We start from the raw sequence: 15,985 nt of genomic DNA, 5'->3' as shown, positions 1-15,985 counted from the left end.
GCCATGTCGAGCCTTCTCAAGCAGCTTCAGGAATCGGGGCAGGCGCCCTGGCTCGATTTCGGCGACCGCTCCTTCCTCAAGGAAGGCGGCCTCCGAAAGCTGGTCGAGGAGGACGGCCTGACCGGCGTCACCTCGAACCCGTCGACCTTCGAGAAGGCGATGGGCCAGGGCACCGCCTATGACGATCAGTACAAGGCGTTGGTCACCGCCAATCCGGGCGCATCGGTGGTCGAAACCTACGAAGCGCTGGCGGTCAAGGACATCCAGGATGCCTGCGACACGCTGCGTCCGGTGTTCGACCGGCTGGACGGCAAGGACGGCTATGTCAGCCTTGAGGTTTCGCCCTATCTCGCCAACGATACCGACAAGACGATCGCCGAGGCGCGGCGGCTCTCGAAGATGGTCGATCGCCCGAACCTGATGATCAAGGTGCCGGGCACCAGGGCCGGCGTCCCGGCGATCCGGCAGTTGATCGAGGACAGGCTCAACATCAACGTGACGTTGCTGTTCGCTCTGGAAGCCTATCAGGCGGTGGCGCTGGCCTATGTCGAGGGGCTGGAGGCGCGGCTGGCCAAGGGCTTGGAAGTAGACCGGATAGCCAGCGTCGCCAGCTTCTTCGTCAGCCGCATCGACAGCGCGATCGACAAGAAGATCGACGAACGGGTGAAGGGCGGCGACAAGGATGCCGACGCGCTCAAGGCGGTACGCGGCAAGGTCGCGATCGCCAACGCCAAGCTCGCTTACCAATGGTATCTCGACTTCGTGAAGTCGGACCGGTGGAAGAAGCTTGCCGCCGAAGGGGCGATGCCACAGCGTCTGCTGTGGGCATCGACGGGCACGAAGGATCCGTCCTTCCCCGACACGCTCTATATCGACGCGCTGATCGGCCCTGAAACGGTCAACACCATCCCGCCCAAGACGATGGACGCGTTCCGGGACCACGGCACGCTCAAGCAGACGCTGACCGCGGACGTGCCGGGGGCTGAACATGTCCTGGCCGAGACCGACCGGCTCGGGCTCGATCTGTCCGGCGTCACCGCCAAGCTGGTCGAAGATGGCGTCAAACTGTTCGCCGACGCGGCCGACACGCTGCTCGGCGCGATCGAGGCGAAGAAAGCCAAAGCGGAGGCCAGAAGCGCATGAACCATTTCCACGCCGACCTGCCCGAGCCGCTTCGCCACGCGGTCGATGCCAGGCTCAAGACAGCGGCGGCGGAGAAATGGGGTACGCGGCTGTGGGCCGCCGACGCATCGCTCTGGACCAACGGCGACGAAGCCAAATGGGTCGGCTGGCTCGCCGCGGGGGAAGGCAAGCAGGTCGATTTCGCCCAGCTCAAGGCGATCGCCGCCAAGGCGCGCAGCCATAAGAACGTCGTCCTGCTCGGGATGGGCGGATCGAGCCTCGGCCCCGAAGTGCTGAGCGAGATCATCGGCGCGGGGCCCGGTTTTCCGACCGTCCACGCGCTCGATTCGACCGATCCCGGCCAGATCGGCACAGTCGCGGCGAAGATCGATCCGAAGGAAGCCCTGTTCCTTGTCGCCTCCAAATCCGGGGCGACGATGGAGCCCGAACTGCTCCGGGCGTATTTCTGGGAGTTGTCCGGCAAGGATGGCGACCGCTTCGTCGCGGTGACCGATCCGGGATCGAAGCTCGAGAAGCTGGCCAAGGAGCATGGCTATCACGCCATCTTCCTCGGCGATCCGGCGATCGGCGGGCGTTATTCGGTCCTGTCGGTATTCGGCATGGTGCCGGCAGCGATGATGGGGATCGACGTCGAAGCCTTTTTCGCCGCGACCCAGCCCCTGGTCGAAGCGTGCAAGGGCGACACCGCCAATCCCGGCCTGATCCTGGGTGCGATCATGGGCGAGGCGGCGGTTTCCGGCCGCGACAAGCTCACCATCCTGACCAGCCCCGGCCTCGAGCCGATCGGCGCCTGGCTCGAACAGCTCATCGCCGAATCGACCGGCAAGCACGGCAAGGGTATCGTTCCGGTCGATCTGGAGCCGTCCGCGCCGGCCGAGGATTATGGCACGGATCGTCTCTTCGCCCTGCTGACGCTCGATGGCGACGATGCGTCCGACGTCATCGAACAGGCCCATTTCCTGGTCGCAGCGGGCCAGCCGGTGATACGCATTACGCTGCCGTCGAAGGAGCGTATCGGCCAGGAATTCTTTCGCTGGGAAGTGGCGACGGCGTTTGCCGGCGCGGTGATCGGGATCGACCCGTTCGACCAGCCCGATGTCGAGGATGCCAAGATCGCGACCCGCGAGCTGATCGACAAATATGAGGAATCGGGTGCACTCGCCCCGGAAACGCCGTTCCACCAGGATGCGGCCATGGCCTTTTCGGCGCCGGGCGAAGCCAGCTCCGGAGCCGACCCGGTCGAAATCCTTCGCAGCCATTTCGCCAAGGTGTCCCCAGGCGATTATGTCGGCTTCCTCGTCTATCTCGAACGCAACGACGCCCATGAGGCGGCGATCGCGCGGATGCGCGGCGAAGTAGTTCACGCGAAGCATGTCGCGACCGTCGCCGGCTTCGGCCCGCGTTTCCTCCATTCGACCGGCCAGGCCTACAAAGGCGGTCCGAAGAGCGGCGTGTTCGTCGAGATCACGCGGACGCCGAACCCGGACGTACCGGTGCCCGGACGCAAGGCCAGCTTCGGCACGGTCCAGCTCGCGCAGGCGCGTGGCGATCTCGACGTGCTCGCCGCGCGCGGGCAGCGCACCTTGCGCATTCATCTCAACACAGGGGATCTCAATACCCTCGAAACATTGGTGGCGCGTTCGCTACAGAATTGAAGGGGATCAGCATAAATGCGTATCGCGATGATCGGACTGGGGCGCATGGGCGGCAATATCGTCCGTCGCCTGTTGCGCGGCGGACATGAAGTGGTCGTCTTCGATCGCAACCAGCATCTGATCGACGATCTGGTCAAGGAAGGTGCGGTCGGCGCGACCGGGCTCGACGATCTGCGCGGCAAGCTCGCCGAGCGCGCCATCTTCTGGGTGATGCTCCCGGCGGGTCCTCCGACCGAGGATACGATCACCGCCCTGCTCGAAAAGTCCCTGTCCGGCGACATCATCATCGACGGCGGCAACAGCTTCTACAAGGACGATATCCGCCGCGCGAAGCTCTGCGTGGCGAAGCAAGTCGCCTATGTCGACATCGGCACGTCGGGCGGCGTCTGGGGACTCGAACGCGGCTATTGCATGATGATCGGCGGCGAGACGGAGGTGGTCGACTACCTCGATCCGATCTTCAAGACGATGGCACCGGGCCGAGGGACGATCCCCCCCACGCCCAATCGGATGGAGCAGGAAGGCGAGGATGCGCGCGCCGAGCTCGGCTACATCCATGCCGGCCCGCCTGGCGCCGGCCACTTCGTCAAGATGGTCCACAACGGCATCGAATATGGTTTGATGCAGGCCTATGCCGAGGGCTTCGACATCCTGAAGTCGAAGAAATCCGACAAGCTTCCTGAGGATGAGCGCTTCGATCTCAACCTCACCGACATTGCCGAGGTGTGGCGCCGCGGATCGGTCATCTCCTCCTGGCTGCTCGACCTGACCGCGTCGGCGCTCGCCAAGGATCAGATGCTCGCCCAGTTTACCGGCACCGTGGCGGATTCGGGCGAAGGCCATTGGACGATTGAGGCGGCGATGGAGGAAGCGGTGCCCGCCTACGTCCTCTCGGCCGCCTTGTTCGCGCGCTATCGCAGCCGCGTCGAACATACGTTCGGCGACCAGGTGCTGTCGGCGATGCGCTTCGGCTTCGGCGGCCATACCGAAATGCCGCAGTAGGCTCCCATGAAGACGGCCCCACCCGCCACTCTGGTCATTTTCGGCGCGACCGGGGACCTGACCCGCCGCCTGCTGGTCCCCGCCGTCACCAATCTGTGCACCGACGGATTGCTGGGAAAGGACTTCACCATCCTCGGCATCGGCCGCAGCGATGGCGATGACGAGACGTTGCGCGCCAGCCTGGATAAGTTCGCGACCGAGGGCGATTGCTGGCGTGATCTGCGCAAGCGCATCGCCTACCTCCAGGGCGATTTCACCGCAGACCGGGTGTTCGACGATGTCGCCCAGGCGTTGGGCGACCGAAGCGCGGTCTTCTACCTTGCCACGCCGGCGCATTTCTTCGGCGCCATCGTCGAAAAGCTTGCCGTCAAAGGCCTGATGGCGGAAGCGGGCAGTCGGTTCCGCCGCGTCGCGATCGAAAAGCCGTTCGGCCACGACCTCGCCTCGGCCAAGGCGCTTGACGCCCGAATCCTCGCCTTGCTCCCGGAAAGCCAGATCTACCGGCTCGACCATTTCCTGGGAAAGGAAACTGTCCAGAACATCCTGGTCGCGCGCTTCGCCAACCAATGGTTCGAAGCGGTGTGGAACAATCGCTATATCGACCATGTCCAGATCACCGCCGCCGAGACGGTCGAGGTCGGATCGCGCGGATCTTTCTACGATGCAACCGGCGCGCTCCGCGACATGGTCCCCAACCATCTGTTCCAGCTGCTGGCGATAATCGCGATGGAGCCGCCCAACAGCTTCGATGCCGACGCGATCCGCGACGAAAAGGCCAAGGTGTTGCGCGCGATCCGCAAGCCCACCGCAGTCTGCGCAGTGCGCGGCCAATATGGCAAGGGCCGTGTCGGCAGCCGCAACGTGCCGGCCTATCGTAAGGTCCCGGATGTCGCTGCCGACAGCAGGACCGAGACTTATGTCGCACTGAAGCTGGAAGTCGACACCTGGCGCTGGGCCGGCGTGCCCTTCTACCTGCGCACCGGCAAGGCGCTGGCAGCGCGCGATACGGAGATCGTCGTCACGTTCAAGGCAGTGCCCTACGCTTTATTCCGCGATTGTCCGATCGACCGCCTGCCAGCCAATCGCCTGATCTTCCAGCTGCAGCCGGACGAAAGCATCGTCTTAGACATGCTGGTCAAGAAACCGGGGCCAGTGATCAAGACCGCAGGGACAACGCTCGATTTCACTTATGCCGACCACTTCAAGCTGTCGGGCCGGACCGGCTACGAAACCTTGCTCTATGACATGATGACCGGCGACCAGACATTGTTCCAGCGCGCCGAGCAGATCGAGGCGGGCTGGGCCGCGGTCCAGCCGATCCTCGATGACTGGGCCAAGGGCAAGGGCAGGCTTGAATCCTATGCACCAGGCAGCGCCGGACCGGCCGGCGCAGATGCCCTACTCGGACGCGATGGCCGCTTCTGGCACAGGATCGGCCAATGATGCTTGGCCTCGTCATCTCCGACATCGACGGACTTTGGTTCGCAAGGACAAGAGCCTGGCGTCGGCGACGACTGCCCGGTCGCGGACCTACTATCTGGACGTCACCAACCCCTATGCCAACAAGCGAGCTGGCGTCGATGCCCTGGCGCGGGCGCTCGGCCACATGCCCAATGACCGGCCCTTTGCTCGTGCGCACCGGGCTATCGATCGCCATGGGCAAGACGCCTGAGGAGATCCGTAGCGCAGCGCACTACATTTCAACCAGCAACGACAAACATGGCATCGCCGATGCCATCGACGCATTTCTGCTGCCGCTTGTGGGAGATCATCATGAAGCGACTGGCCGCTTTCGACCTCGACGGAACCCTCGCGCCCAGCAAGCAGCCGCTCGACGATGAGATGGCGGATCTGCTTACCCGCCTGCTCGACGTGACGATGGTAGCGATCATCTCCGGAGGCGACTGGCCGCAATTCGAGAAACAGGCGGTGTCACGCATGCCTGCCCGGGCGCGGCTCGACAATTTCATCATCCAGCCGACCACGGGCACCAAGCTCTATCGTCACGCCGACGGCCAATGGACGCGTATCTATGCCGATCTGTTCACCGGCGACGAAAGCCAGCGCATCCGCGAAGCACTGACCAAGGCGGTCGAGCAGGCGGGCTATGCAAACGAGAACATCTGGGGCGAGCAGATCGAGGATCGCGGCAGCCAGATCACATTCTCCGCGCTCGGTCAGCAGGCGCCGCTCGAGGCCAAGGACACGTGGGATCCCGATCACGCCAAGCGCAAGAAATTGCAGGCCCTGCTCCAGCCGTTGCTGCCAGGCTTTGCCATCAATATCGGCGGGGCGACATCGATCGACATCACCCGCGAAGGCATAGACAAGGCCTATGGCCTTAAGCGCCTTTCCGAGCAGACCGGCATCGCACTCGACGAGATGATCTTCTTCGGTGACGCGATCTTCCCGGGCGGAAATGATTATCCGGCCAAGCACCTCGGGCTGGATACCGTGCGAGTCCGCGACGTTGCCGAAACCAAGTCGGTGGTTGGCGCGATCGCTGCCTGGCTGGTCTAGATGCGCTACCGCCGGATCGCTTCAATGGTGCCGGATCTGCTTGACCCCACTACGCCTGGGCCTGTCCGAGGAAACTCAGCTCGCCATGTCCGCCATCATCCGACAGCTGGCGGCGCAGTCCTTGCAGGTAGCCGAGCAACGCTTCATCCGCTCGTCCACGACGTGGCTCAGGCATTCCCGCGCACATCGTTCGCAGGCGTCAGCGCAGGCGCGACACAGGATGGTATGGAGGGAGGATTCGCGCAGCATCGAGTTGGCGGTCGCCTGGCACAGTTCCGCACAGTCGTTCAGCATGGCGATCAGCGACGCCGTGGCTGACGCGCCGCCTTGCTTGGTCAGCCAGGCGGCGGTCTCCAGGCACATGCGGTGCGAAGCCACGCAATCGTCGATACAGTCCGTTATCGACATCGCCATCCCGTCCATTCGATGCTGCTGCGCCGCCGCCGGCGCAGCCAGCGTTCCGGCGGCGGCAAGGCCGGCGCCCGCCATCAGCAATTCGCGTCTCTCGATCATCATCATGCACCCTCCATCTGCTATCCCTTGAGCGGTGTGACGCATCCGGCGGCCACGGGCGTCGCAGGCGTCTCATCCGACGCCGCACGCGCCTTGTCCCGCGCCATCCGGGTTTCCTCCCAAGGCCAATGGCCGTTGATCTCGACCCCGAGCGAGATGCTCAGGAAGGTCCGCACCAGCACAAGCCCGGCCAGCACGATGAGGTCGTCGAGCGTCGGGTTGATCACCAGCGACTTGACGATGTCGCCGGCGACCAGAAATTCCAGGCCGAGCAGGATGCTGCGGCCGAGCGCCGAGCGGAACGCGCTATAGGCCTCGGTCCGGTCGCCCGCCCTCGCCCGCCGCGCAAACAGAAAGGTTGCGAGCCCCGCGCCGACGAGGATCGTCAGCGTGCCCGCCAGTTCCAGGCCGATCACCGCGAGCCGGAAGAACGCGCTCAGCCAGTCGGCCTCAATGGTGATCATACCAGCCTCGCTTGCGGATATTGTTGAAGCTGTCGGTGGCGTGACAGGCATAGCATTGGTCGACGCGCGCCTTCGATCCGGCTGCGCGCTGCGAGACCATGCTGAAATGCTCCATGAAGTGACTGGGTGGCGCCTTGTGGCACTCGGCGCACTGCGTCGAATTGACCGATGGATGGCGATAATTGACGATCTTCCAGCTGTCGGTCTTGTGGCAGCTCGCGCAGTCGGTGCCGAACAGGGCCTGGTGCGGATCGCGGAACGCATGGCAGCTCGCGCAATTGAGCGCGGTCTCGGGAGTCAGGCTTCTAGTGTTTGTCGACATGCCCGCCGAAGGCTGCCGCCACTTTGCCATGTCGAGCAAGGCGGCGTGATCCATGCGGATGATGCCGCGCTCTCCCTCATGTTCGACGTGGCAGGAGGTGCACTGCGTCGCTTTCGCGTGGAACTGAGTCGACTGCTTCGTCCCGAAATCCGTGCCCGCATGGCAGGTGAGACAGGTCCGGGTTTCGACGCCCTTGCCCGGCGTGTGGCAGGCCGTGCATTGGCCGGCGAAGGACTGGTGCGCGCTCGAGAGCGGGCCGGGCGAGACGAGCTGCGCCACCAGGCCGGCATCCCTCGGCGCGTCCGATCGCATCCGGATTGCGACCGCGGCGACCATCACCAGCAGGGCTGCGATGAAGACGGCGTAGGAAAGACGCTGCCAGCTCATAGCCAGCGCAGCCCGTAATAGAGCGCCGCGCCGACATGGAGCGCGAGCAGCGCGAAGATGAGACAGCCCAGCAGGATGTGCAGGATCCGCCACCGTGTGAACAGGGAGTTGGTTGCCTCTTCGGCACGGATCGCGAATTCGGTATCGGCCAGCGCCGCGGCGATCCCCGCCTTGTCCTGGGGATGCTGGCCCGCGGGCGCATCGCCGGCGACGAACAGATAGCGCTTCCAGCCCGACAGCGGCGGGGCTGCGGTATCGGCCTGCGTCGGCGCCGCCGGCTCCTCGAGGAAGGCGGCGCGAAGCGAGGCCAGTTCTGACCTGCGTCCGCGCAGCGCCCGACCAAGCTGGGCAAGCAGGTAGCGGCCGATGAAGCCGGTGATGACCGTCATCAGAAGGAGGATAGTCAGAAGCAGGCCGACCGGGCTTTCGAGCTTGTGCGCGGCGTGGACCAGACCCAGGATCGGCGCCAGCACGCCGGCATAGATGTGGATGGCGAGCAGGGTTGGCTTGCTGACGACCCGGGAGAGCGCCTTGTCGACCCAGGCGATGTGCTTGGCCGCGACATAAGGAAGCGTCAGCAGCATCAGCACGAGCGCTGCGATCCCGATGATCCCGCCGGCCAGGTTACCCGGAAAGCGGGGCGACACATGCACGAGATAGCCGAACGGGAACAGCAGCAGGAACGCGACCAGCAGGCCCACGGCAATGTCGCTGCGTTCGCGCATCAGGCTTCGACCACGAGCGGCGTGCCCGTCCCCTTCGCCTGGCACGCGAGCACATAGCCTTGCGCCTTGTCGGCGGGCGCAAGGCCGGATTCGACCTCCATCGTCACTTCGCCCTGCAGCAGCTTGACCACGCAGGCGCCGCATGTGCCCGCACGGCATGCATAGGGGATCTCGACGCCCGCGCCCTCGGCCGCCTCCAGCACGGTCTCGTCCGCGGGCAAGGCCGCCGACACCCCCGACACGGAGAAGGTCACCGTGCTCGGCGCCACCTCGGCGCTCGGGGCCGGCTTATCCGCTGGCGGGGGCGCGGGCTTGACCTCGAGATCCTCGTGGTCGGCCGGCAGCGAGGCCGGACCGAACGCCTCGGTGTGCAGCTGCGCTTCGGGGACGCCGAGTTCGGCCAGCACGCCGCGCATCGCGCCCATCATCGCCGGCGGGCCGCACATATGGATGCGCCGGCTCGCGATCTCCGGCACCGCGGCCAGGATCATCTCGCGCGTGATCGGCCCTTCTGGGCCCATCCAGACGGTGCCGGGCGCGCGCTGCATCGCGGCGACGATATGGAGGTTGGGAAAACGGCGTTCGAGCCGCTCGAGCTCGTCGCGGAACACGAATTCCTCGGTCGACCGTGCGCCGTAGAAGAAGAAGATATCACCCTTCCACGCGGTGTCGGTGAGATAGCGCAGCACCGACATCATCGGGGTGATGCCGACCCCGCCCGCGATCAGCACGATGCTCTGGGCATCCGTTCCCGTGAAGGTGAAGGCGCCGAACGGTCCGCTGACCTTCAGCAGATCGTCGGCGACGACCTTGTCGTGCAGGTATCGCGAGACCACGCCCTGCTCCTCGCGCTTGACCGTCAGTTCGACATAGGCCCGCTGGGTCGGCGAAGAGGCGATCGTGTAGGAACGGCGCGCGGTCTTGCCCGCTTCGGGCTCTACCTCGACCTGCAGGAACTGGCCCGGCAGGAAGTCGAACGGCAGCCGGTCGGCGGCCGGGTCCGCGAGCCGGAAGGTCAGCACGCTCGGCGTCTCTCGCACGATCTGGACCACGCGCAGCTGCCCCGCCCAGCTTTTGGGCTTGCGCAGCGAAGCCCCACCGGGCGCGGCCGCATTGCTCGGCGCGAGCCCGGCGCTGTCGGCAACGGGGGCAGGCGCGGGCGCAACCCTGGTAGCGGGCTGGGCAGCCTTCGGCTCCGGCTTTGTCAATGTCTTGCCGGTGGGGACACCACCGGCGATCGCCCCGATCCGCCGGAGGCGGAAGATCTGCAGCGCGATCAGCGTGGCGCTCACCAGCCCCAGGAACAGCATGAGAAGCAGGTGCGAGGGCGAGATGCCGAACCAGTGATCGGCATGGCCGGGCGCGGCCTGGTCGATGTCGAGCTGATCGCGCAGCCAGGCAAGCCCGACCTCCCGGGGCGGCTGCAAGCCGCCGATCGCGCCCTGCGCGGCGGTGCCGGACCGGAACAGGTCGGTTCCCTCGCGCAGGCGGCGCGCCGCATCGAGCCGGGCCGAGACCGTGGTTGCACGCGCGCCGTCGGCCGAGGCGGCGTTGATCATCGCTAGGCCCGTGCTTACCCGTTCGCCAGCCTGCGCAGCGACCCGCTGCCTTGCCGCTTCGTCGAGCGCGGGAAAGGCGAGCAGTTGCGAGATGAAGCCGGTCCGGCGCGATTCGTGGCCGTGCTCATTCTCCCCTTCCCCATTGATCATGCGATCCATCATGGGGTTCATCATCTTCGCCATGCCCGACGACCCCGACGATGCCGGTGCGGACATGCCCCCGCCGGCCGGCATGCCTGCGCCATGATGCGCGGCATGATCCTCGCCCTCCTGCGCGCCCGCGCCCGCGGACAGGCTGAGAGCGATTGCGCAGCCGAGGCTCAAACGTCGAAGGCTGATCCGCCTGGACATCCTCATCCCCTTTTTCAGCGCGCTTACATATCCTTCATCGGCATCGCCGAATTGCCCGGCGCGGGATCGGGTGCCGGCGCGGTCTGGTTGCCGGCCCCGGCGCGCATCGCGTCATGGTCCATCGCCTGACGGTGATGCCGCTCCATCTCGGCCTGGTTGCTCATCGCGTCCATCGACGCCGCGTCTGCAGCGTTGCCGCTGTCGGTCAGGACCGGGGTGGCGGCGACGCTGTTCGCCGCGGGCGGCACCGTCTGGTCGGCCTGGCGGTCGCAGCCCGAAAGCGCGAGCGCCAGCAACAGGCTTCCGCCGACAAGCGGAAGGGCTTTTTTCGCATGGTTGATCATAGCTTGCTCCTTGGCTTGAAAACTGTGTCCGGGCGCCAGGGATGGCGCCCGGACCCGATCATTGCGCGTTGCGCAGGATCTGAAGGCACCGGTCGTGCGAGAGGTTCATCGGGTTGCGCCCCTGCCCCTTCATCTCGCCATGATCATGCGGCGTCTGGAGACCCATATTGCCCTCCATCGCCCGGCAACTCTCGACCTGCGCCGAGGTCGGCCGCGTGGTCACACAGGCGCCCAGAAGCAGCGCCGGCGTGAGGACGGCGATCAAACGCATTTTCGTCATGACAAAACCCCTTTCGCTAGTGATGATCGTTCGTCCTGCGCTGCCTGAAGTTTCTTGTTATGCTGCTGGTCTTTCCGCCGCGCCGTCAGGAAGGCGAGGATCGGGCAATCGGAGACGGGCACTTCGCCCGGGCATTCGTCGGCGAGCATCCGCAGCATGTCGCGGATATCCGACAGGCGCTCGAGCCGGGCTTCGGCGTCAGCGATCTTGGCAAGCGTGATATCGAGCACGGCCTGGGCATGCGCGGTGTCCGACGCCCTGAGCGCCAGCAGCTGCCGGGCCTGTTCGAGTGTGAAACCAAGCTCCTGCGCCGAGCGGATGAAATTGACGCGCTCGAGGTCGGTCGCGTCGTAGAGCCTGTAGCCCGCTGCCGTGCGCGCGGGCTCGCGCAGCAAGCCCATCCGCTCATAATAGCGGATCGTATCGCGGCCCACGCCTGCCGCGGCGGCCAGTTCGCCGATCTTGAAATTGCCCATGTCATCCGCTCGATCATGCCGGTAGGACCATGGTCCAGGGTCAAGCGGTTTCGCCTCGATCCCGAACGGTCCGTTGCCGCCGGCAACCCGCTGCCCCGATGCCTCGCATCAGGGCAGCGTGTGCCGCCGGGCCACCGGCGCGTCAGTTCTTGCGAAGCTCGACGATGTCGTGCTTGGCAGGCGTACCGTCGGCGACGGACACATGCGCGAAGTGATCATCGAAGATATGATCGATCGTCACATGGCCGACGAGCTGGCGGTGATAGGTCGGCGCCACGCCCTTGGGCGGACCCGGATGGGTCACGACGCGATAGACCTCGAGCTTCTGGCCGACCTCGGCGCCATCGGCCTTGCCGATGCAGACGACCGTGCCGTTGCTGCCCGTGTCGACGATCGAGCCGCGCATGAACAAGCTGTGACCAATGCCTTGAGCCAGCAGGGGCGAAGCGCCGAACATCGCGATACCGGCCAGCGCGACCATGATAGATTTCTTGATCATCTTGGGCTCCCTCGAAGAGAAAATGGGCACCGCCGCGTGAATCGTCGACGGGAAGATTTGTCTTCTTCGGAGACAGGACTATGGGCCCGGGTCCAACGCCGGTATACGTAATGTTCGCAGCCCGCAGCGTGGGTCTGGGCCAGAGGCCGCTCCACGAGACAACCTCGTTGCGAGCTATCACAAATTACAAAAATTCAGAGCTGGCACGGTGCGAGATTGACGAGCTGAAAGCTTGGCCGCGCGAGCAGCAAAAGCGGCCTCAGTGAATCAAGGTAAGCAGCAGGGGGCAATATTGGTGCAGCAGGCGACGCGCGGCAGGCACTGCCACGTTCATTGCAGCGGGTTTGCAAGCGGCGATGCCGAAGGGGCCGTTCCCAGGGCGCTCGCAATACCGCTAGCGGCTGTCTGCCTTCATGTGATGTCTTGTGACGGGACGGGCTCGGTCGCATGGCCGCATAGGCGGCAATGTGGATGGTGGCGAAAAATTCCTGTGAGCCGCGCCGTCCTCCAAAAGCTGGCGCCGTTAAAATTTCTCGAAGGCCCTGATTGGTTTTTTTGAGAGGGGAATGCTCGCCCGCTGCGTATCTCTTATGTGCTCTGCCAGACACGCGATCATCATGGGAGGTTGAACGATGATGCACCCCATTGCCGCCGTCACGCAAGAACGGTGTGCCCGCCATGGCACTGGCTTCCAAGCTCGGCGTCAGGTGACCGGCAACCGAGGGGTACCGACCCGCGCGCCGCGCACAATATGAATCATCAAATATTATCGAAGTCTGGCCGGTGCCCCTTTCGCGTCGAACCTGCTCCTGTGAGCGGGCATACAAATGGGCCGCCGCGAACTCAGAAGGATTTTTTATGAACCACCTTATCGAACGACGCGATTTGCTTCGTGCAGGCGCGCTGGGCGCTGCCGGTTTAAGTCTCACCGGACTTTTCCCGGCATGGGCACAAACCGGCTCGGCCGGACTAGCGCCAATGCCGACACTCACCGGGGAAGATCTCCATCTTAGGGTTGACCATAGCGCTTTCGCCGTCGGAGGCCGCACCGGTCACGCCATAACAATGAACGGCGTGCTGCCGGCTCCCTTGATCCGCCTCAAGGAAGGGCAGAAGGTGCGCATCAGCGTCGAGAACGCGCTTGACGAGGATACGTCGATCCACTGGCACGGCCTGATCCTGCCGTTTCAGATGGACGGAGTGCCCGGTGTGAGCTTTCCGGGTATCAAGCCGAAGACGACCTTCGTTTATGAATTCCCGATCAAGCAATCGGGCACGTACTGGTATCATAGCCACTCGGGTCTGCAGGAGCAGCAGGGCCACTACGGTCCGATCGTGATCGATCCCGCCGATACCGATCCGGTCGCCTACGACCGCGAGCACGTCATCGTTCTCAGCGACTGGACGTTCCTGCACCCGCATGCGCTCGTCACCAAGCTCAAACAGGAGGGAGGCTATTTCAATCGCCAGAAGCAGACCTTGGCGGGCCTGCTGCGCGACGGAGATCCTGAAGAAAAGATGTCACTGTCCGACCGTCTGATGTGGGGCAAGATGCGCATGGATCCCAGTGACATCTCGGATGTCACGGCATCGACCTATACCTACCTGATCAACGGCCATGGACCGAAAGAGAACTGGACCGGGCTATTCCGACCGGGAGAGCGCGTGCGGCTGCGCTTCATCAATGCTGCGACGATGACGATCTTCAACATTCGCATTCCAGGCCTTCCAATGACGGTGGTAAACGCTGACGGCCAAAACGTGCGTCCGGTGACCGTCGAGGAGTTCCAGATCGGCAACGCCGAAACCTACGATGTCATCATCCAGCCCACCGAGGACAGCGCTTTTACTCTCGTGGCAGAATCGGTCGATCGCTCGGGCATGGGTCGCGCGACGTTCGCCCCCCGCCTGGGGATGACCGCACCGGTTCCGCCCCTGCGCGCCCGTCCGACGCTCAGCATGAAGGACATGGGCATGGGCGGGATGGACCATGGCTCAATGGCGGGTATGGACCACAGCTCGCACGGCGCCGCAACGGCTGGTGCTACGGCATCGATGGCGGGAATGGATCATGGCTCATCTGGTTCGATGGGCGGCATGAATATGCGAGACAAGTCGCTGGTGCCGCCAACCGTCAAAGTTGGCGTGGGAGTCGACGCAATCGCAATGGCGCCTGTCGACCGGACCGGAGACCCAGGACTTGGGCTTGAGGACGTGGGTCATAAGGTGCTCACATATCGGGATCTGATGTCGCTCACGCCAAATCCCGACAAGCGGGCGCCAACGCGCACCGTCGAGGTTCACCTGACCGGCAACATGGAACGTTTCATGTGGTCCTTCGATGGCGAAAAGTTCAGTGAGGGCGTAGAGCCGATCCGCTTCGAGCGGAACGAACGGGCCAGGGTCGTGCTGATCAATCATAGCATGATGACACACCCCATTCACCTACATGGCCACTTCTTCGAGGTCGTAAACGGTCACACTGGAAGTCACCCGCTCAAGCACACAGTGAACGTCCTTCCTGGTGCGAAGCTCACTTTCGATCTCACCGCCGACGCGCCAGGAGACTGGGCGTTTCATTGCCATCTGCTGCTTCATATGCACGCTGGCATGTTCCGCGTCGTCACCGTCCGTCCGCTTGAAGGAGAGGCGGCATGACCCGCATCTTGATCCTGCTTAGCGCCACCGCGCTTGCACCACCGGCACTCGCACAGACCAACAACCAACAGCATGCAGCACACTCGGCAACTGCAACACAGCCTGCGCAGACCACTTTATCTAGCGATCCGCACGCAGAACATGCCAGTGCTTCTGAGCCTGCCGACGACCCCCATGCAGGACACGAGATGCAGCCCGCGCAGGAGGCACCCGATCCGCACGCCGGCCACAGCATGCCGGTGTCACAGCCCAATTCAGGTCATACGGCGCAAGGTCATGAGCCTGGCATTCCCGACCCGCCGGTTGGCCCACCGCCCCCCGCCGCGCTCCACGGCCCTCCCAATGCAGCGGATGCCGTATTCGGGACCGGGGTGATGACCGATGCCCGAGGAATTTTGCGTCGCGAGCATGGCGACATCACCACTTACAACGTCCTGATCGATCAGATGGAGAGCCGCATCACAAAAGGCCGCGACGGCTACTTTATCAGTGCCCAAGGATGGTATGGCGGCGACATTGACCGGTTGTGGCTGAAAACAGAGATCGAATCGGATTTCAGAGAAAAGCCCGAGCAGGCTGAGGTCCAAGCGCTCTGGAGTCATGCGCTTGACCCTTGGTTTAACCTGCAAACCGGCATCCGCTATGATTTCGAGCCCAGCCCGGAACGTGCGCATCTGGTCGTCGGTATCCAAGGTCTGGCCCCTTACTGGTTCGAGGTCGATGGCGCGCTCTTTCTATCCGATAGGGGCGATCTTACAGCTCGTTTCGAGGCCGAATACGACCAGCGCATAACACAACGGCTGATCCTTCAACCTCGGGTCGAAGTCGACTTCGCGTTGCAGGACGTGCCAGAAATCGGTGTTGGTTCTGGCTTGTCAAAAGCGGAGGTCGGGCTCCGACTGCGCTACGAGATTGTCAAGGAATTCGCGCCTTACATCGGCGTGGAATATAATGAGACTTTCGGCGATACGGCTCGCTTCGAACGCGCGGCGGGCGGGGACGTTTCGCATCTGAGTTTCGTGGTTGGCATCCGGGCCTGGTTCTGAGGCTGGAGCGGGGGAGCCGGGAGGTTCCCCCTTGGCCATAT

Annotated in this window: 18 protein-coding genes; 9 read left to right on the top strand and 9 right to left on the bottom strand. The window is 64.1% G+C overall.

Translation table 11 applies throughout. The features are described from left to right. Nucleotides 1-3 precede the first annotated feature (3 nt). From tal to LUA85_RS19640, 7 genes are read left to right on the top strand one after another with little or no spacing between them, the layout of a single operon-like run. Nucleotides 4-1,143, top strand: coding sequence for a transaldolase (tal, locus tag LUA85_RS19665; protein ID WP_231472109.1), 1,140 nt, complete (start codon nt 4-6; stop codon nt 1,141-1,143). Then, nucleotides 1,140-2,798: a hypothetical protein gene (locus LUA85_RS19660; RefSeq protein ID WP_231472108.1), complete on the top strand. Its 1,659-nt coding sequence runs from the start codon at nt 1,140-1,142 to the stop codon at nt 2,796-2,798. The genes tal and LUA85_RS19660 overlap by 4 nt, the downstream gene beginning before the upstream one ends. 15 nt (nt 2,799-2,813) lie before the next feature. Next, nucleotides 2,814-3,800, top strand: a complete 987-nt coding sequence (gene gnd / locus LUA85_RS19655; protein WP_231472107.1) for a phosphogluconate dehydrogenase (NAD(+)-dependent, decarboxylating) — start codon at nt 2,814-2,816, stop codon at nt 3,798-3,800. A 6-nt stretch (nt 3,801-3,806) separates the two neighbouring features. Continuing rightward, complete coding sequence (gene zwf / locus LUA85_RS19650; protein ID WP_231472106.1) at nt 3,807-5,243, top strand: glucose-6-phosphate dehydrogenase; 1,437 nt, start codon at nt 3,807-3,809, stop codon at nt 5,241-5,243. A gap of 34 nt (nt 5,244-5,277) precedes the next feature. Further along, a complete protein-coding gene (locus LUA85_RS19645) occupies nt 5,278-5,472 on the top strand; it encodes a hypothetical protein (RefSeq protein WP_231472105.1) in 195 nt (64 codons plus the stop codon). Beyond that, on the top strand, nt 5,381-5,641 hold the full coding sequence (locus tag LUA85_RS21765) for an HAD hydrolase family protein (RefSeq protein WP_371823749.1): 261 nt from the start codon (nt 5,381-5,383) through the stop codon (nt 5,639-5,641). The genes LUA85_RS19645 and LUA85_RS21765 overlap by 92 nt, the downstream gene beginning before the upstream one ends. Further along, nucleotides 5,574-6,320: an HAD-IIB family hydrolase gene (locus tag LUA85_RS19640; protein WP_231472104.1), complete on the top strand. Its 747-nt coding sequence runs from the start codon at nt 5,574-5,576 to the stop codon at nt 6,318-6,320. Before LUA85_RS21765 ends, LUA85_RS19640 begins: the two co-directional genes overlap by 68 nt. 75 nt (nt 6,321-6,395) lie before the next feature. Here the strand turns inward: LUA85_RS19640 and LUA85_RS19635 are convergent, their stop codons facing one another. The 9 genes from LUA85_RS19635 to LUA85_RS19595 form a co-directional block, all read right to left on the bottom strand. Next, nucleotides 6,396-6,836, bottom strand: coding sequence for a four-helix bundle copper-binding protein (locus LUA85_RS19635; protein WP_371823748.1), 441 nt, complete (start codon nt 6,834-6,836; stop codon nt 6,396-6,398). 17 nt (nt 6,837-6,853) lie between these two features. Continuing rightward, a complete protein-coding gene (locus LUA85_RS19630; protein ID WP_231472102.1) occupies nt 6,854-7,297 on the bottom strand; it encodes a DUF1622 domain-containing protein in 444 nt (147 codons plus the stop codon). Then, on the bottom strand, nt 7,284-8,006 hold the full coding sequence (locus LUA85_RS19625) for a hypothetical protein (protein ID WP_044663288.1): 723 nt from the start codon (nt 8,004-8,006) through the stop codon (nt 7,284-7,286). Before LUA85_RS19625 ends, LUA85_RS19630 begins: the two co-directional genes overlap by 14 nt. Next, nucleotides 8,003-8,731 (bottom strand): hypothetical protein, encoded by a 729-nt coding sequence (locus LUA85_RS19620; RefSeq protein WP_231472101.1) that lies wholly within the window; start codon nt 8,729-8,731, stop codon nt 8,003-8,005. The genes LUA85_RS19625 and LUA85_RS19620 overlap by 4 nt, the downstream gene beginning before the upstream one ends. Continuing rightward, nucleotides 8,731-10,641, bottom strand: a complete 1,911-nt coding sequence (locus LUA85_RS19615) for a 2Fe-2S iron-sulfur cluster-binding protein (protein ID WP_231472100.1) — start codon at nt 10,639-10,641, stop codon at nt 8,731-8,733. Before LUA85_RS19615 ends, LUA85_RS19620 begins: the two co-directional genes overlap by 1 nt. 23 nt (nt 10,642-10,664) lie before the next feature. Beyond that, nucleotides 10,665-10,985: a hypothetical protein gene (locus tag LUA85_RS19610; protein ID WP_004212659.1), complete on the bottom strand. Its 321-nt coding sequence runs from the start codon at nt 10,983-10,985 to the stop codon at nt 10,665-10,667. 58 nt (nt 10,986-11,043) lie between these two features. Further along, nucleotides 11,044-11,265 (bottom strand): hypothetical protein, encoded by a 222-nt coding sequence (locus LUA85_RS19605; RefSeq protein ID WP_062345065.1) that lies wholly within the window; start codon nt 11,263-11,265, stop codon nt 11,044-11,046. After that, a complete protein-coding gene (locus LUA85_RS19600; RefSeq protein WP_231472099.1) occupies nt 11,262-11,741 on the bottom strand; it encodes a heavy metal-responsive transcriptional regulator in 480 nt (159 codons plus the stop codon). Before LUA85_RS19600 ends, LUA85_RS19605 begins: the two co-directional genes overlap by 4 nt. A gap of 142 nt (nt 11,742-11,883) precedes the next feature. Continuing rightward, nucleotides 11,884-12,240 carry a hypothetical protein gene (locus tag LUA85_RS19595; protein WP_193378846.1) on the bottom strand — a complete coding sequence of 119 codons (357 nt, stop codon included), beginning with the start codon at nt 12,238-12,240 and terminating at the stop codon, nt 11,884-11,886. A gap of 858 nt (nt 12,241-13,098) precedes the next feature. Between LUA85_RS19595 and LUA85_RS19590 the strand changes: the two genes are divergently transcribed. Together LUA85_RS19590 and LUA85_RS19585 are read left to right on the top strand one after the other, a co-directional pair. Further along, nucleotides 13,099-14,898, top strand: coding sequence for a copper resistance system multicopper oxidase (locus tag LUA85_RS19590; protein WP_231472098.1), 1,800 nt, complete (start codon nt 13,099-13,101; stop codon nt 14,896-14,898). Next, nucleotides 14,895-15,944 (top strand): copper resistance protein B, encoded by a 1,050-nt coding sequence (locus tag LUA85_RS19585; RefSeq protein WP_231472097.1) that lies wholly within the window; start codon nt 14,895-14,897, stop codon nt 15,942-15,944. Before LUA85_RS19590 ends, LUA85_RS19585 begins: the two co-directional genes overlap by 4 nt. Nucleotides 15,945-15,985 lie beyond the last annotated feature (41 nt).

Source organism: Novosphingobium sp. CECT 9465 (assembly GCF_920987055.1).
In the GTDB taxonomy this organism is placed as follows: domain Bacteria; phylum Pseudomonadota; class Alphaproteobacteria; order Sphingomonadales; family Sphingomonadaceae; genus Novosphingobium.
Note: the sequence above shows the minus strand (reverse complement) of the source record. Positions and strands in the feature narration are given on the sequence as shown.

What these genes read in the sequence shown, in the direction of transcription:
- LUA85_RS19620 (WP_231472101.1), bottom strand. Translation starts at nt 8,731, where the DNA reads ATGCGCGAACGCAGCGACATTGCCGTGGGCCTGCTGGTCGCGTTCCTG.
- LUA85_RS19595 (WP_193378846.1), bottom strand. Translation starts at nt 12,240, where the DNA reads ATGATCAAGAAATCTATCATGGTCGCGCTGGCCGGTATCGCGATGTTC.
- LUA85_RS19605 (WP_062345065.1), bottom strand. Translation starts at nt 11,265, where the DNA reads ATGACGAAAATGCGTTTGATCGCCGTCCTCACGCCGGCGCTGCTTCTG.
- LUA85_RS19660 (WP_231472108.1), top strand. Translation starts at nt 1,140, where the DNA reads ATGAACCATTTCCACGCCGACCTGCCCGAGCCGCTTCGCCACGCGGTC.
- LUA85_RS19610 (WP_004212659.1), bottom strand. Translation starts at nt 10,985, where the DNA reads ATGATCAACCATGCGAAAAAAGCCCTTCCGCTTGTCGGCGGAAGCCTG.
- LUA85_RS19640 (WP_231472104.1), top strand. Translation starts at nt 5,574, where the DNA reads ATGAAGCGACTGGCCGCTTTCGACCTCGACGGAACCCTCGCGCCCAGC.
- LUA85_RS19590 (WP_231472098.1), top strand. Translation starts at nt 13,099, where the DNA reads ATGAACCACCTTATCGAACGACGCGATTTGCTTCGTGCAGGCGCGCTG.
- LUA85_RS19585 (WP_231472097.1), top strand. Translation starts at nt 14,895, where the DNA reads ATGACCCGCATCTTGATCCTGCTTAGCGCCACCGCGCTTGCACCACCG.
- LUA85_RS19600 (WP_231472099.1), bottom strand. Translation starts at nt 11,741, where the DNA reads ATGGGCAATTTCAAGATCGGCGAACTGGCCGCCGCGGCAGGCGTGGGC.
- LUA85_RS19625 (WP_044663288.1), bottom strand. Translation starts at nt 8,006, where the DNA reads ATGAGCTGGCAGCGTCTTTCCTACGCCGTCTTCATCGCAGCCCTGCTG.
- LUA85_RS19635 (WP_371823748.1), bottom strand. Translation starts at nt 6,836, where the DNA reads ATGATGATCGAGAGACGCGAATTGCTGATGGCGGGCGCCGGCCTTGCC.
- tal (WP_231472109.1), top strand. Translation starts at nt 4, where the DNA reads ATGTCGAGCCTTCTCAAGCAGCTTCAGGAATCGGGGCAGGCGCCCTGG.
- gnd (WP_231472107.1), top strand. Translation starts at nt 2,814, where the DNA reads ATGCGTATCGCGATGATCGGACTGGGGCGCATGGGCGGCAATATCGTC.
- LUA85_RS21765 (WP_371823749.1), top strand. Translation starts at nt 5,381, where the DNA reads ATGCCCTGGCGCGGGCGCTCGGCCACATGCCCAATGACCGGCCCTTTG.
- zwf (WP_231472106.1), top strand. Translation starts at nt 3,807, where the DNA reads ATGAAGACGGCCCCACCCGCCACTCTGGTCATTTTCGGCGCGACCGGG.
- LUA85_RS19630 (WP_231472102.1), bottom strand. Translation starts at nt 7,297, where the DNA reads ATGATCACCATTGAGGCCGACTGGCTGAGCGCGTTCTTCCGGCTCGCG.
- LUA85_RS19615 (WP_231472100.1), bottom strand. Translation starts at nt 10,641, where the DNA reads ATGTCCAGGCGGATCAGCCTTCGACGTTTGAGCCTCGGCTGCGCAATC.